Annotated in this window: 11 protein-coding genes; 3 read left to right on the top strand and 8 right to left on the bottom strand. The window is 75.5% G+C overall.

Annotation, left to right across the window (positions count from 1 at the left end):
* Nucleotides 1-129: 129 nt before the first annotated feature.
* The gene (locus ACGFI9_RS15220; RefSeq protein WP_393178574.1) at nucleotides 130-2,652 is read left to right on the top strand and encodes an FtsK/SpoIIIE domain-containing protein; all 2,523 of its coding nucleotides are present in this window, start codon (nucleotides 130-132) and stop codon (nucleotides 2,650-2,652) included.
* Complete coding sequence (locus ACGFI9_RS15215) at nucleotides 2,649-3,338, top strand: hypothetical protein (protein ID WP_393178573.1); 690 nt, start codon at nucleotides 2,649-2,651, stop codon at nucleotides 3,336-3,338. Before ACGFI9_RS15220 ends, ACGFI9_RS15215 begins: the two co-directional genes overlap by 4 nt.
* 54 nt (nucleotides 3,339-3,392) lie before the next feature.
* Here the strand turns inward: ACGFI9_RS15215 and folE are convergent, their stop codons facing one another.
* The 4 genes from folE to ACGFI9_RS15195 all read right to left on the bottom strand — a co-directional run bounded on the left by folE (nucleotide 3,393) and on the right by ACGFI9_RS15195 (nucleotide 7,335).
* Nucleotides 3,393-4,058 (bottom strand): GTP cyclohydrolase I FolE, encoded by a 666-nt coding sequence (gene folE, locus ACGFI9_RS15210; protein WP_393178894.1) that lies wholly within the window; start codon nucleotides 4,056-4,058, stop codon nucleotides 3,393-3,395.
* A gap of 35 nt (nucleotides 4,059-4,093) precedes the next feature.
* On the bottom strand, nucleotides 4,094-6,109 hold the full coding sequence (ftsH, locus tag ACGFI9_RS15205; protein WP_393178572.1) for an ATP-dependent zinc metalloprotease FtsH: 2,016 nt from the start codon (nucleotides 6,107-6,109) through the stop codon (nucleotides 4,094-4,096).
* A 413-nt stretch (nucleotides 6,110-6,522) separates the two neighbouring features.
* Nucleotides 6,523-7,098 carry a hypoxanthine phosphoribosyltransferase gene (gene hpt / locus ACGFI9_RS15200; RefSeq protein WP_091070183.1) on the bottom strand — a complete coding sequence of 192 codons (576 nt, stop codon included), beginning with the start codon at nucleotides 7,096-7,098 and terminating at the stop codon, nucleotides 6,523-6,525.
* Nucleotides 7,099-7,197: 99 nt separating this feature from the next.
* On the bottom strand, nucleotides 7,198-7,335 hold the full coding sequence (locus ACGFI9_RS15195) for a hypothetical protein (protein WP_393178571.1): 138 nt from the start codon (nucleotides 7,333-7,335) through the stop codon (nucleotides 7,198-7,200).
* Nucleotides 7,336-7,485: 150 nt separating this feature from the next.
* Between ACGFI9_RS15195 and ACGFI9_RS15190 the strand changes: the two genes are divergently transcribed.
* Nucleotides 7,486-8,445 (top strand): GlxA family transcriptional regulator, encoded by a 960-nt coding sequence (locus ACGFI9_RS15190; protein WP_393178570.1) that lies wholly within the window; start codon nucleotides 7,486-7,488, stop codon nucleotides 8,443-8,445.
* On the opposite strand, the gene ACGFI9_RS15185 is transcribed toward ACGFI9_RS15190, so the two are convergent.
* The 4 genes from ACGFI9_RS15185 to dacB all read right to left on the bottom strand — a co-directional run bounded on the left by ACGFI9_RS15185 (nucleotide 8,446) and on the right by dacB (nucleotide 14,167).
* Complete coding sequence (locus ACGFI9_RS15185) at nucleotides 8,446-10,074, bottom strand: gamma-glutamyltransferase family protein (RefSeq protein ID WP_393178569.1); 1,629 nt, start codon at nucleotides 10,072-10,074, stop codon at nucleotides 8,446-8,448. It lies immediately after the preceding gene.
* A gap of 234 nt (nucleotides 10,075-10,308) precedes the next feature.
* Nucleotides 10,309-11,397: a tRNA lysidine(34) synthetase TilS gene (tilS, locus tag ACGFI9_RS15180; protein WP_393178568.1), complete on the bottom strand. Its 1,089-nt coding sequence runs from the start codon at nucleotides 11,395-11,397 to the stop codon at nucleotides 10,309-10,311.
* 131 nt (nucleotides 11,398-11,528) lie between these two features.
* Nucleotides 11,529-12,596, bottom strand: coding sequence for a zinc-dependent metalloprotease (locus tag ACGFI9_RS15175; RefSeq protein WP_393178567.1), 1,068 nt, complete (start codon nucleotides 12,594-12,596; stop codon nucleotides 11,529-11,531).
* A gap of 59 nt (nucleotides 12,597-12,655) precedes the next feature.
* The gene (dacB, locus tag ACGFI9_RS15170) at nucleotides 12,656-14,167 is read right to left on the bottom strand and encodes a D-alanyl-D-alanine carboxypeptidase/D-alanyl-D-alanine-endopeptidase (protein ID WP_393178893.1); all 1,512 of its coding nucleotides are present in this window, start codon (nucleotides 14,165-14,167) and stop codon (nucleotides 12,656-12,658) included.
* Between the last annotated feature and the right edge of the window lie 394 nt (nucleotides 14,168-14,561).

Here is a 14,561-nt window from a genome sequence, read left to right as displayed (position 1 = left end):
CGGCTCCCGGGTGGATCGGCTGAGCGCCGGGGTAAAGACCGGCGCAGCGCCGACCGACATCCCGGAGGACGGGCCTCTGCTGGGATACCGTCACAGCTCGGGGAGGGAAGGTCGGCCTCGGGAAGAGAGGTGGACGCGATGGCGAGTCCGAAGGCGCGAGCCGGTCGGGCCGCCGTCCTGCACCGGCGGGCGGAGGCGGCCGCGACGGCCGCCGCCGGCATCCTCGACGAGATCCGGCCCGCCCCCGCCGATCACCACCGGCAGTACGAGCTGGCCGAGCGGCTGCGTACGGCGGCGGCGCTCGCCGCGCCCGGCTGGGCCGGCGCCGCGCTGGAGAGCCTGGCCGTGACGACCCCACCCGGCGACGGTCCGCCGGCCCTGGTCCGGGTGGGCACCGCCGCGCCGCTGGACGACGCCCGGTTTCCCGCGCTGGTGCCGTTGCTCGGCAGTGGACACCTGGCCGTGGACACCGACGCCGGCGACCCCCGGGTGGCCGGGCTGCTCCGGGCGCTCCTGCTGCGGCTCTTCGCCGCCACCCCGGCCGGCGCGCTGCTGGCCCGCGCGGTGGACGGCAACGGCTCGGCGGGCACCTTCGCCGGCTTCGCGGCGCTGGCCGACGCGGGCCTGCTGCCGCCACCCGCTACCGATCTGGCCGGACTGCGGGCGGTGCTCGCCGAGGCCGAGCAGTGGGTGGCCGCCGGCACGGCCCGGCAGCGCGGGCACGACCGTACGCTGCTGCTGGTGGTGGCCGCGCTGCCGGACGGCACGGCACCGTCCGACCTGGGCCGGATCGAGGAGTTGGCCGCCCGGGGGCACCGGGCGGGCCTGCATCTGGTGGTGGCCGGCTGGCCGGGCAGCACGCCGCTGCCCCAGGCCACCACGCTCGCCGTACGCACCGCGTACGCGCTGCTCGGCGATCCGCCCGGCGCCGCGCTGAGCAGCCCGGGGGCGGAGCCACCGGGCGGGTTGAACTCGCCGGTCTTCGTCGAGGAGGACCCGCCCGAGGAACTGGTCGCCGGCGTCTGCCGGCGACTGGCCCGGCAGATCGAGGACGGTAGCCGGCTCGCCCTGACCGACCTGCTGCCGGCGGGTGAACTCTGGGCGGAGGGCTCCGCCGACGGGCTCGCCACCATGGTCGGCGACGCCGCCGGCCGGCCGGTCAGCCTGGGCTTCACCGAGCTGACCCCGCACTGGCTGGTCAGCGGCCGCTCCGGCGCGGGCCGGTCGGCGTTCCTCACCAACGTGCTGTTCGGGTTGACCGCCCGGTACGGCCCCGACGAGCTGGTCGTCTACCTGGCCGACCTCGGCGAGGGCGAGTCCTTCGTGGAGTTCCTCCAGACCGAGCGGGACCGCTCCTGGGTGCCGCAGGTCCGGGCCGCCGGGATGGCCGCCGACCGGGAGTACGTGGCGGACCTGCTCGGCGAGCTGGAGGCGGAGCTGCACCGCCGCGAGGAGGCCGGCCGGCGGGCCGGCGGTCAGCGGTACGCGGAACTGCGCCAGCACCAGGCGCTGCCCCGGATCGTCTGCGTCATCGACAACTTCCCGCTGCTGCTCCGCGAGCGGGACCGCCTCGCCGCCGACCTGCTGTCCCGGCTGGACGGGCTGGCCCGCGCCGCCCGGGCGTACGGGATCCACCTGGTCCTGGCCGGCGAGGGTGACCTCGGCATCGGTGGCCCGCGCGATCCGCTGCTCGGCCAGTTCCCGGTCCGGGTGGCGCTGCCCGGCGGCGCGGCGGTGCTGGAGCCGACGAACGACGCGGCGGCCGGGCTGCCGGTGGGCAGCGCGGTGGTGAACACCGCCGGCGGGCTGGGCGGGCCGCGCGGCGCGACCCGGGGCCACGAGCGGATGATCCGGTTCCCGGATCCGCACGACGAGCCCGCCGTCCTCGCCGACCTGCGGCACCGGCTCTGGTCGGCCCGGCCGGAGGGGGTGACCCCGCCGGTGGTCTTCGCCGGGTACGCGCGCCCGCTGCTGGCCAACGACCCGCGGCACCGGGCCGCGCTGGCCGGCCGGGCACACGCGCCGGCCGCCCTGCTCGGCCGGGCGGTGGACGTGCACCGCTCCACGGTGGCCGTACCGCTCGGGCCGGCGGCCGGCCGGAACCTGGCCGTGCTGGGCCGGGACGAGGAGGCGGAGCGGCTGCTGGTCACGGCGGCCCGGAGCGCGGCGGTGCAGCAGGGCCGGACCCGGTTCGTGCTGGCGCCGCTGGCGAACGGCTCGGCCGAGCCGGCTGCGGCGCTCGCCGCCGAGCTGGCCGAGCGGCACGAGGTGGAGACGGTGGACGTGGCCGGGCTGCGGGCCGCCGTGGCGGCGGACGGCCCGGGCTACCTGGTGGTGTTCGGGCTGGACGTGCCGGACGCCAACGAGCTGCCGCCCGAGCTGCTGCGTTCGCTACTGCTGGAGGGTCCGCCGGCCGGGCGCCACCTGCTCGGCTGGTGGCGGTCGGTGGGGCCGCTGGCCGGGCTGCTCGGCCCGGAGGGCGAGGTGGACAAGCTGACCGCCGTGGTGGTGACCGACCTGCCGGGCGGCCGGTTGGAGCAGCTCTTCGACCGCCCCGTGTCGTGGCGGCCCCGCCCGGAACGGGCGGTGCTCTGGGACGGCCCCGGCGAGCGGGGGACGGTCCTGGTGCCGTTCGGCGAGGAGCGGTCGTGACCGAAGCCGCGGTGCCCGCGCCCCGCACGCCGACCGGCGAGGCCGACACGGTCGAGGCGGCCTGGGCCGACTACGTCGCCGCCGCCCGGCAGCTCGACGGGGTACGCCGGTCCGCGGCGACCGCCGCGACCGAGCAGGCCCGGTCGGTGGCGGCGGCCCGGGAGGAGCTGACCGCGGTGCGGGAGCGGCTCGCCCCGCAGCAGTCGCGGCTACGGGAGCTGGGCGTACCGGCCATCTCGCTGCTGCCGACGCCGCCCGAGGTGACCGAGTCGGCCCGGGCGATGGCGGGCGGGCCCGCGGCCGTGCTGGCCGCCCTGCGCAGCGCCCGCGACTGGGCGGAGACGGCGGACGACACGCTCGCCGCCCGGGGCCTGCCCCGGCTGGCCCGCTGGCCGGCGCGCCCCCGCAACCTGCTGGTGTACGGGCCGCTGGCGCTGCTGGTGCCGCTGGTCCAGCTGCTGCTCTTCGCGTCCGCCGGCACCGGCCCGGTGAGCATCGCGGCGCTGGTGGTCGGGCTACCGATGCCGGCGGTCGCGTTCATGGCGGGCTGGCTGGCGGTGGGGCGGCTGTTCCGGCCCCGCCCGCAGGACCGGGTGGACCGGACGCCCCGCTTCGGCGCGCTGGTCTGCCTCGTCCCGGCGGTCCTGACCACGGCCGGGCTGGTCCTGGCGATGCTCCCCGGCTGAGTGCTGACACGGAACGGCCCCCTCTCGTCGAGAGGGGGCCGTCGCCGGTACGGGTCAGCGCGGGATGATCAGCGACATCGCCTCGGCGCGCGACTTGGCGTCGCGCTGGAAGGTGCCCCGGACCGCCGAGGTGATGGTCTTCGCGCCGGACTTCTGGATGCCGCGCATCGCCATGCACATGTGCTCGCAATCGAGCACCACCACGACGCCGCGCGGCTCCAGCTTGCTCATCAGCAGGTCGGCGATCTGCGAGGTGAGCCGCTCCTGCACCTGCGGCCGGCGGGCGAAGACCTCGACCAGCCGGGCCAGCTTGGACAGCCCGGTGATCCGGCCGTCCGGTCCCGGGATGTAGCCGATGTGCGCGCTGCCCCGGAACGGCAGCAGGTGGTGCTCGCAGAGGCTCGTCACGTCGATGTCCCGGACGAGCACCAGCTCCTCGTGGTTGGCCTCGAAGGTGGTGCTGAGCACCTGCGCCGGGTCCACCCGCAGGCCGGCGAAGAGCTCGGCGTACGCGCGGGCGACCCGGGCCGGGGTCTGCTGGAGGCCGTCCCGGTCCGGGTCCTCGCCGACGGCGATGAGGATCTCCCGCACCGCCTTCTCGATCCGGGCGAGGTCGACCGTCTCCTCCACCGGGCGCCCGGTCAGCTTGCCGCTGATCAGGCGCGCGGCGACGAAGTCCAGCCCGTCCTCGCCGTCGGGCTCGGTCGCGGAGACGGCCAGCTCCCGGTTGGGGGAGCTGGCCGTCGGGTCGGTGCTCAGTGGTTACCGTCCGAGTTGTTCGAGGAGGCCGCGCCGCCGACCGAGGCACCGTCGGCCTGGGCCTGCGCCTTCAGGGCCTCCTTCTCGGCGGGGGTGAGCACGGGCGGCTCGGTGGAGGGCTGGCGCTTGCCGAAGCCGTGGTACGGGGCCATCGGCGGGCGCTTCGCCACCCGGGCGCAGATCCGGGCCATGTCGGCGGTGGAGAGGGTCTCCTTCTCCATCAGCTCGAGCACGATGTTGTCCAGGACGTCCCGGTACTCCACCAGGATCTCCCAGGCCTCGTCGTGGGCCAGCTCGATCAACGCCCGCATCTCGCCGTCGATCTCGGCGGCCACCGCGTCCGAGTAGTCCCGCTCGTGGCCCATGCTGCGGCCGAGGAACGGCTCGTCGCCGCTGGTGCCGTACTTGATCGCACCGAGCTTGGAGCTCATGCCGTACTGGGTGATCATCGCGCGGGCCAGCTGGGTGGCCTTCTCGATGTCGTTGCCGGCGCCGGTGGTCGGCTCGTGGAAGACGAGCTCCTCGGCGGCCCGGCCACCCAGCGCGTACGCCAGGGTGTCGACCATCTCGGCCCGGGTCTGGGTGTACTTGTCCTCGGTCGGCAGGACCAGGGTGTGGCCCAGCGACCGACCCCGGGACAGGATCGTCACCTTGTGCACCGGCGCGGCGTGCGGCAGCGCCCAGGCGACCAACGCGTGCCCACCCTCGTGGTACGCGGTGATCTTCTTCTCCTGGTCGCTCATCACCCGGGTCCGGCGCTGCGGACCGGCGATCACCCGGTCGATCGACTCCTCCAGGGAGTCGTTGGTGATCGCCCGCTGGTCCTTGCGGGCGGTGAGCAGCGCGGACTCGTTGATCACGTTGGCCAGGTCGGCGCCGCTGAAGCCGGGGGTACGCCGGGCGACCGAGTCGAGGTCGACGTCGGGCGTGAACGGCTTGCCCTTGGCGTGCACCCGCAGGATGGCCTTGCGGCCCTCCATGTCGGGGGCGTCGACCGGGATCTGCCGGTCGAAGCGGCCCGGGCGCAGCAGCGCCGGGTCGAGGATGTCCGGCCGGTTGGTGGCGGCGATCAGGATGACGCCGCCCTTGGTGTCGAAGCCGTCCATCTCGACGAGGAGCTGGTTGAGGGTCTGCTCCCGCTCGTCGTGGCCGCCGCCCATGCCGGCGCCACGGTGCCGGCCGACGGCGTCGATCTCGTCGACGAAGACGATCGCCGGCGCGTTCGACTTGGCCTGCTCGAAGAGGTCGCGGACCCGGCTGGCGCCGACGCCGACGAACATCTCGACGAAGTCGGAGCCGGAGATGGAGTAGAACGGCACCCCGGCCTCGCCGGCCACCGCGCGGGCGAGCAGGGTCTTACCGGTACCGGGCGGGCCGAAGAGCAGCACGCCCTTCGGGATCTTGGCGCCCAGGGCCTGGTACTTCGCGGGGTTCTGCAGGAAGTCCTTGATCTCGTGGAGTTCCTCGACGGCCTCGTCCGCCCCGGCCACGTCCGCGAAGGTGGTCTTCGGCGTGTCCTTGGTGATCATCTTGGCCTTGGACTTGCCGAAGTTGAGCACCCGGGAGCCGCCGCCCTGCATCTGCGACATGAAGAACAGCAGCAGCAGCACGAGCAGCGCGATGGGGAGGAGGTTGACCAGCAGGCTCACCCAGATGCTGTCCGACGACACCTTGGTGTCGGCCGGACCGGTGATCCTGTTCTCGGCCTTGGCCTTGGCCACGTCGTTCCAGACCTGGCCGCCGACCTCGTAGGGGAACTGCGCCTCGATCTTGTCGGTGGTGGTGTCGTCGAACTTGGCCTTGTCCTTCAGGTCGAGCTGGAGCGTCTGCTCCTTGTCCTGGAAGACGGCCTTCTCGATGCCACCCTTGGTGTTGAGCTGTTCGAGCGCAACGGAAGTGTCCACCCGGTGGTAGCTGGGACCAGCGGTGAACAGCTGACTGAGCACAACGGCGCCGAGGATGACCAGGATGATCCAGACCACCGGTCGGCGGAAGAAACGCGTACGTTCCATGCTGTCGTCGGGCGCCGAGACGCCCGCATCCTCCTGATCGACGTCCTGACCGTCTGAATGGTGTCGCCGCCTCGGGCGGCGGCCGCAGCCGCCGTGCGGGCCGGCCCCGACCCCGGGGCGCGAATTGCCGCGCCGCGGTCATTCGACGGTACACCGTTCATGCCAGATGTGAGCTTGCGAGCCTGGCACTTACGCGTACGGCGAACCGAGGTTTGAGCCGGCGTGACGGGAGCTCCCCACCCGACCTCCCGACCGCCCGGTCACGCGGACGAGGGGTCGGACGCGGAGGGTGCCTCCACGCCACCGGCCTCTACCGTAGTCCGAAAGGCTGAGAGCCCGCTGAACGTCCGCTTGACGGACGGGCGGTCGTTCCGGCGCGGCCCGGGGCGGGCCCGCGCGTCGCGGGGCCGGGCTCAGGCGCGGGCGTAGACCTCGGGCTTGAGCACGCCGACGTAGGGCAGCTCGCGGTAGCGCTCGCCGAAGTCGAGGCCGTACCCGACGACGAACTCGGTCGGGATGTCGAAGCCGACGTACTTCACCGGGACCTGCACCTTCACCGCGTCCGGCTTGCGGAACAGGGCGACCACCTCGACGCTGGCCGCGGACCGCGACTCCAGGTAGCGCAGCAGCCAGGAGAGGGTGAGGCCGGAGTCGACGATGTCCTCGACGACCACCACGTGCCGGCCGGCGATGTCCCGGTCCAGGTCCTTGAGGATCCGGACCACGCCCGAGGAGGTGGTGCCCTGGCCGTACGACGAGACGGCCATGAACTCCAGCTCGGCGGGCGGGCCCTGCCGGCCCAGCGCCCGGGCGAAGTCGGCCATGAACATGACCGCGCCCTTGAGCACGCAGACGAGCAGGAGACCGTCCTCGACGTGCGCGTAGTCCGCCGAGACCTGCTTGGCCAGTTCCGCCGTCTTCTCGCGGATCTGCGCCTCGGAAATGATCACGTGGTCGATGTCGGCGTCGTACCAGGAGCCGTCAGCCATGCTCCTAGCCTGCCGTACGCCTGATGGCCTCCGTCGGCGGGGCCGCCCCTTTTGGCGCGGTCCCGCCGGGGATTTTCGGTATGGAAGGTGTAAATCACCTCAGCAGGTACGGGAGCGCCAGCGGCGTCCGTCGTCGGTCGGCTTCCAGTCGGCCGAGTCCCGGCTGTCGGCGGTCAGCCCAAGGGCGCTGGCGCCGACGAGGAGGAGCAGGAAGAGCAGGAGAAGCAGGACGGTCATGGCGGCGCTCGCTTTCACGTGGTTGGTGTCGGTTTCGCCGCCGGTGCGCACCGGACTGGAACCAGTCTGCGCCCCTCCGCCCCGCCCGGACAGTGGCAGGAATGCCGGTGCCCATCGATTTTCTGCCACCCTTCGGGTTACCCTCGTCACATGCTCCGCACTGTCGCCGTCGTCGCGCTCGACGACGTCGCCGCGTTCGAACTCGGCGTGCTCGCCGAGGTCTTCGGCACCGACCGCACCGCCGACGGCTTCCCCGGCTACCGCTTCGACGTCTGCACCTGGGACGGCCAGCCGGTCCGCAGCCGTTCCGGCTTCCTGCTCACCCCCACCGCCGACCTGACCCCGCTGGCGGACGCCGACCTGGTCGCCGTGCCGGCGCACGACGACGGCTCGGCCGTGCCGGCACCGGTCCTGGCGGCGCTGCGCCGGGCCGCCGACCGGGGCGCCTGGCTGCTCAGCGTCTGCGCCGGCGCGTTCGTGCTGGGCGAGGCCGGGCTGCTCGACGGGCGCGACTGCACCACCCACTGGCGGCACGTCGACGAGCTGCAACAGCGGTTCCCGGCGGCCCGGGTGCGGTGCAACTCGCTGTACGTCCAGGACGGGCGGCTGCTGACCAGCGCCGGCACCGCCGCCGGGATCGACGCCTGCCTGCACCTGGTCCGCCAGGAGCACGGCTCGGCCGTCGCCACCCGGCTGGCCCGGCGGATGGTCGTCCCACCGCACCGGGACGGCGGGCAGTCCCAGTACGTCGAGGCGCCGATCCCCAAGGCGCCCGAGGCGCCCACCCTGGAGCCGGTGCTGGAGTGGCTGATGGGCCACCTGGACCGGGCGGTGACCGTGGACGAACTGGCCGCCCGGGCCGGCATGGCCCCCCGTACCTTCGCCCGCCGGTTCCGCGCCGAGACCGGCACCACCCCGCACGACTGGCTGACCAACCAGCGGGTGCTGCTGGCCCGGCGGCTGCTGGAGGAGACCCGGCTGAGCGTGGAGAGCGTCGCCGACCAGGCCGGCTTCGGCGACGCCGCCGCGCTGCGGCACCACTTCAGCCGCCGGGTGGGCACCACCCCGCAGGCGTACCGGACGACCTTCCGGGAACGCGTCGAGGCCTGATCACCAGCCCAACATCGCCCCGTCGACCCGGGACTCCGACCCGACGACGTACCCGCCGGCGGGGTGGCGCCAGATCGCCTGCCCGTACCCGAAGACGGCCGGCTGGTCGGCGACGACGACCTCGTGCCCGCGGGCCCGGAGGCCGGCGACCACGGCCGGGTCCAGCTCGGGCTCGACCAGCACGACCCGGCCGGCGTGCCAGTACCAGCGCGGGGTGTCCAGCGCGGCCTGCGGGTCGCGGCCGGCATCGACGGTCGCCGACACGAGCTGCACGTGCCCCTGCGGCTGCATGTGCCCGCCCATCACGCCGAACGGCCCGACCGGCGCGCCGTCCCGGGTCAGGAAGCCCGGGATGATCGTGTGGTACGGCCGCTTCGCCGGCCCCACCACGTTCGGGTGGACCGGGTCGAGCCGGAAGCCGAGGCCCCGGTTCTGCAGCGCGAAGCCGTGGCCGGGCAGCACCACGTGCGAGCCGAAGGCCATGTACGTGGACTGGATCAGGCTGACCATCATGCCGCCGGCGTCGGCCGTGCAGAGGTAGACGGTGCCGCCGCGTTCCGGCTCACCGGCCATCGGCTCGCCCGCCGTGTCGGTGACCAGCGCCCGGCGGGCCGCCGCGTACGCCGGGTCCAGCAGGGCGGCCGTCGGCACCGGGGCACGCTCCGGGTCGGCGACGTACGCGTGCGCGTCGGCGAAGCCGAGCTTCGTCGCCTCGATCTGCCAGTGCAGCCGCTCCTCGGGCGACAGCGCGGCCAGGTCCACCCCGTCCAGCACCTGCAGCGCCAGCAGTGCCGCGATCCCCTGCCCGTTCGGCGGCAACTCCCACACCTCGTGCCCCCGGTAGCGGACGCAGACCGGGTCGGCCCAGGTCGAGCTGTGCCGGGCCAGGTCCGCACCGGTCAGGAAGCCGCCGGTCCGGGCCGCGTGGCCGTCCAGCGCCGCGGCGATCCGGCCCCGGTAGAAGTCCTCCGCCCGGCTCTCGGCGATCCGCCGCAGCGTCCCCGCCGCGTCCGGGTTGCGCCACCGCTCGCCCGCCCCGGGCGCCCGGCCGTTCAGGGTGAACACCCGGTCGAACTCCGCGTACTCCTCCCCGGTCAGCCCGGCGTGCCCGGCCACCCCGTACGCCCAGGTGGCGGCGGTGCCGGGGGCGACCGGGAAGCCGTGCTCGGCGTACCCGATCGCGTCGGTGAACAGCTCGGCGAAGGGCAGCGAGCCGAACCGCTCGTGCAGGTCCCGCCAGCCGGCGGGGGCGCCCGGCACGGTCACCGGCAGCCAACCCCGGGCCGGCATCGCCGGTCCGCCCGCCTGCGCCCCGCCGAGCGCCTCGACCGGCTCCGCGCCCCGCCGGTCCGTCGCGGCCAGCACCAGCTCGCGGGTCAACGCCGCCGGGGAGCGCCCCGAGGCGTTCAACCCGTGCAGCCGCTCGCCGTCCCAGACGATCGCGAAGAGGTCGCCGCCGATGTCGTTGGAGGGCGGCTGCACCACGGTCAGGGTGATCGCGGCGGCCAGCGCGGCATCGACGGCGTTGCCGCCGCGCCGCAGCACGGCCAGGCCCGCGGCCGCCGCGAGCGGCTGGCTGGTCGCGACGGCGCCGTTCGGGGCCAGGAGGGGCTGTCGGGGGTACGCCATGCGCCCTGTCTACCGCCTCCGGCGGCTCCCGGCGACCCCCGCGGGCCCCCGCCCGACCCGCGCCACCCGCCGCCGGCCGGGTCCGTGCGGCCGGGACGGGGCGCGACCTGCCGCACTTCGGGGCTTCCTTCGCGCCGGGTGCCCCGGTTCGCCGCGTCGCGAGTCGATCACGTGGGGCCCCGGCTCTCCGCATCGCGAGTCGATCAGGTCGCGGGGCGGCGGGTCCCGAGCCGGTCAGGGGGTCAGGCGGCCCTCGCGGCGGGCGACCGGGATGCCGCCGGGGAGGTGGACGGGGCCCTGGCCGTGCCAGGCGGTGACCAGGGCGTCCAGGGCGGCGACGTGCCGGTGCGACAGCGCCGCGGGCGGGGCGCCCAACTCCCGCGCCCAGGCGTGCAGCACCCGGGTGCGCACGGCCGCCGGCAGCGCGGCCAGGGCGTCCACCGAGAGTCCGCCCCCGGCGGCCCGCACCGGCCGGACGCCCGCCTCCCCTCCGGCGTCCGGACCAGCCTCCGGGCCGGCTGACACCGGACCGGGTCCTCCGGCTGTCCTCGCGCCGGGTTCCACCGGCCGAGGCGCGGCGGCGAGTGCGGCGGCGGCCAGGTCGTCGAGGGCGGCGGTGTCGGCGGCGAGCAGGCGGGCGGTCCGGGCCAGGTTGTCCACCACCCCCGGGCCCAACGCGTCCATCAGCGCCGGGAGCAGGTCGGCCCGGACCCGGGACCGGGCGTACGCCGGGTCGGCGTTGTGCGGGTCGTCCCAGGGAGTGAGGCCGAGCGCGGCGCACGCCTTGCGGGTGTCCTCCCGGGCCACGTCGAGCAGCGGGCGCAGCAGCGGCACCCCGGCCAGTTCGCGGCGCTCCGGCATGCCGGCCAGGCCACGCGGGCCGGCGCCGCGGGCCAGCGCGAGCAGCACCGTCTCGGCCTGGTCGTCCCGGGTATGGCCGAGCAGCACGGCGGCGGCATCGTGCCGGCGGGCGGCGCCGACCAGCGCCTCGTACCGGGCCTCCCGGGCGGCTGCCTCCGGCCCGCCGGGCCGCCCGGCGACCCGTACCGGCACCGCCTCGACCGGGTCGAACCCCAGCTCGCGGGCCCAGCCGGCGACCGCCTCGGCCCGCTCGGCGGAGCCGGGTTGCAGGCCGTGGTCGACGGTCACCAGGCCGGCGCGCCGGCCGAGCCGGGGCGCCACGAAGGCGGTGGCGGCGGCCAGCGCCAGCGAGTCGGCACCGCCGGAGCAGGCCACCAGCACCGGGCCGGCCCCGGACAGGCCGGTCAGCGCCCGGCGTACCGCCACCCGGACGGCGGCGACCGGCGGGGCGAGCGCGGGCACGGCTCCGGTCTTCGTTCGCGACTGCGGGGCTCGCAAACCCGGCTCACTCCTCGCGCTCACGGCACCGGTCTTCGTTCGCGACTGCGGGGCTCGCAAACCCGGCTCACTCCTCGCGCTCACCGGCGTACGGCTCAGCCGGCGGCCGGGGTGGCCCCGGTCGGCCCGTGCACGCGGGCCACCCAGGCGTCCGGGTCGCCCAGTTCCTCCAGCCGCGGCAGGGTCAGCGGCGAGGCGAAGATCTTGTTGAAGCCGGCCATGCCGACCCGGTCGACCACGCCGTGCACGAACTTGCGGCCCTCGGCGTACTGCCGCATCTTGACCTCGATGCCGAGCAGCCGGCGGATCGCCTTCTCCAGCGCGTTGCCGGACTCGCGGCGGCGGTTGAACGACGCCCGGATCGACTCCACGCTCGGGATCACCTGCGGCCCGACGCCGTCCATGACGAACTCGGCGTGCCCCTCCAGCAGCGTCATCAGCGCGGTGAGCCGGTCGAGCACGGCCCGCTGCGCCGGGGTCTGCACGATGTCCAGCACGCTGGCCCGGCTCTCCGGGTCCTTCACCGCGTCGGACAGGGTGGCCACCCCCCGCCGCAGCCGTTCGAGCAGGTGCTCGCCGGCCTGCGCCGCGTCCACGAACGCCTGCACCTCGCTGAGGAAGTACGCGCGCATCCACGGCACGGCGGTGAACTGCGTCCGATGGGTCACCTCGTGCAGGCAGACCCAGAGCCGGAAGTCCCGGGGATCGGCGCCCAGCTTCCGCTCCACCTCGACGATGTTCGGCGCGACCAGCAGCAGTTGGCCGGGGTCGCCGGCGAAGACCTCGTACTGGCCGAGGACCCGGCCGGAGAGGTAGGCCAGCACGGTGCCCGCCTGCACCCCGGTGAGCCGGGACCCGACCGCCTCGGTCAGCGGCCCGGGACGCTTGTCGCCGGAGAGGCGGCTCACCAACGGGCTGATCACCTCACGCAGCCCGGCGATGTTCGCCGCCGCCCAGTCCCGCCGGTCCACCACCCGCACCGGCGGGTGGCTGACCTGGGACCGCAGCCCGGTGTAGTCGACGACGTGTCCGGCCGCCTCCTCGGTCAGCCGTCGCAGCTCGGTGACCACGTCGGTGGCCTCGGCGTACGACACCCGGGGGCCCGACTTGCCCAACGCCCCCGCGGTGGCGGCGGCCAGATCCCAGTCCACGAACTGCGCCATGAACCCACCGTACCCGCGCCGCGACACCCCAACCGGCGATCGACGGCCGTCGCAGCCGCTCAGCGGCAACCGCAGCGGGCCAGCGCGGAGCTGATCCGGTCGAGCGCCTCCCGGGTCTCGTCGAGGGTGCCCGCCGGGGCCCGGTCGGTCAGCACGGCGAAGGTCAGCAGCCGGCCGTCGGCCGTGGTGACCAGGCCGGCGATGGCGTTGACCCCGGTCAGCGTCCCGGTCTTGGCCCGGACCACGCCGGCCCCGGCCTCGGTGACCGACTCCTGGTAGCGGTCCCCCAGGGTGCCGGACCAGCCGCCGACCGGCAGGCCGCCGAAGATCGCCGCCAGCTCGGGGTGGCTGCCGTTGCCGGCGAGCGTGATCAGGTCGGTGAGCAGGGACGGGCTGATCCGGTTGGTCCGGGACAGCCCACTGCCGTCAGCGAGGCTGATCTCGTCGGCCGGCAACCCCAGCTCGCCGAGCACCTGGTCGGTGGCCGCCGCGCCGCCGTCGAAGGAGGCGGGCTTGCCCTTGGCGAGCGCCACCTGCCGGGCCATGTACTCGGCGATCACGTTGTCACTGTCGCTGATCATGATGTCGACCAGGCGGACCATCGGCAGCGACTCGACCTTGCCCAGCTCGGTCCCGGGTGCGGGCGCCGCCCCGCCGGCGGCGGCGGGCGCACTGCCCCGCTTCACCTCGGCGGCGTCGCCGGAGAGCCCGAGCAGCTTCGCGAAGGACCGGCCGGCGGTCAGGTCCGGCTGGGGTACCCGCTCGGCGGCGCCGTGGGTGTCGTCGAAGGTCTTCCGGGCCTCCTCCGGATCCCGCCGGGCGCCGTCGGTGGTCAGCGCGGCGATCGCCGCGCCGAAGCCGCCGGTGGGGATGTCGGCGTCCCAGCCGGGGCCGTACACCGGGCCGCTGAACAGGGACGAGTCGACGATGACCTTCGTCGGCGCGGTGCCGCCGAGCGCCGTGCGCACCTGGGCGGCGAGGTCGTCCAGCCGGGCCGCACCCGGGTAGAAGCCGTTCTTGTCCACCGCCAGGGTCGGGTCGCCGCCGCCGACCAGGACCACCTCGCCGGGGTTCGCGCCGGCCACCGCCCGGGTGGGGATCCGGTACCCGGGGCCCCGGGCGGCCAGCACCGCGACCCCGGTGGCCAGCTTGGTCACCGAGGCGGGGACGGTGGGGGTGTCCTGCCCACGGCCGTAGAGCGCCTGGCCGGTGGCCACATCCTCCACCGAGATGTTCACCCGCTCGCCGAGCGCGGCGGCGCCGACCAGGGGTTCGAGCGCGGCGCGTACCCCGTCGGGGGTCGGCGCCGGGGCGTTGGGGTCGGCGCCGGCGAGCACCGGCTGCGGGGCGAGGTCGGGCGTCCGGGCGCCGGCGGTCGGCGCGCCGTCCCCGCCGCCCAGCCAGTCGGCCAGCGGTCCCGGACGGAACACGGCCAACCCGACGGCGGCCACGGCGATCACCAGCACGGCGGCCAGCACCGCCAGCAGCCGGGACCGGGACCGGCGGGCGGGCGCGGGCGGCGGGGGCGGCGGGGGCGGCGCGGCACCGGCCGACGGGACGGGCGGGCTCACCGGGATCCCACCGGGCGCGTCCTGCCCCGGCCAGCTCACCGGGGCGACCGGACCGGCGGGATACCCCGGGTCGGCCCGCCCGGCGGGGTCGGCGCCGTAGCCCGAGGGCTGGGCGCGCCCGGCGTGGCCGCCACCGTAGGTGGACGGGTCGGCGCGGCCGATGGGCCCAGGGCCGTACGCGGAAGGGGTGGCGCGACCGGCCGGCTCTTGGCCGTACGCCGAGGGGGCGGCACGGCCGACCGCCCCGGAGCCGTATCCGGACGGGTCGGCGCGGCCGGTCGGCCCGGGGCCGTACGCCGAGGGGTCGGCGCGGCCGACCGGAGCGGACCCGGCGGCGGGCCCGTGGCCGCCACCCGGGTTGGCTCCGGGGATCCGGACCCGGCCGGTGGCACCG

The organism is Micromonospora sp. NPDC048930 (assembly GCF_043197935.1).
In the GTDB taxonomy this organism is placed as follows: Bacteria; Actinomycetota; Actinomycetes; order Mycobacteriales; family Micromonosporaceae; genus Micromonospora.
Note: the sequence above shows the minus strand (reverse complement) of the source record. Positions and strands in the feature narration are given on the sequence as shown.

Excerpts from the sequence above, each read along its gene's own strand:
- ACGFI9_RS15190 (WP_393178570.1), top strand. The coding sequence starts at position 7,486 with ATGCTCCGCACTGTCGCCGTCGTCGCGCTCGACGACGTCGCCGCGTTC.
- ACGFI9_RS15185 (WP_393178569.1), bottom strand. The coding sequence starts at position 10,074 with ATGGCGTACCCCCGACAGCCCCTCCTGGCCCCGAACGGCGCCGTCGCG.
- ACGFI9_RS15195 (WP_393178571.1), bottom strand. The coding sequence starts at position 7,335 with ATGACCGTCCTGCTTCTCCTGCTCTTCCTGCTCCTCCTCGTCGGCGCC.
- ACGFI9_RS15175 (WP_393178567.1), bottom strand. The coding sequence starts at position 12,596 with ATGGCGCAGTTCGTGGACTGGGATCTGGCCGCCGCCACCGCGGGGGCG.
- ftsH (WP_393178572.1), bottom strand. The coding sequence starts at position 6,109 with ATGGAACGTACGCGTTTCTTCCGCCGACCGGTGGTCTGGATCATCCTG.
- hpt (WP_091070183.1), bottom strand. The coding sequence starts at position 7,098 with ATGGCTGACGGCTCCTGGTACGACGCCGACATCGACCACGTGATCATT.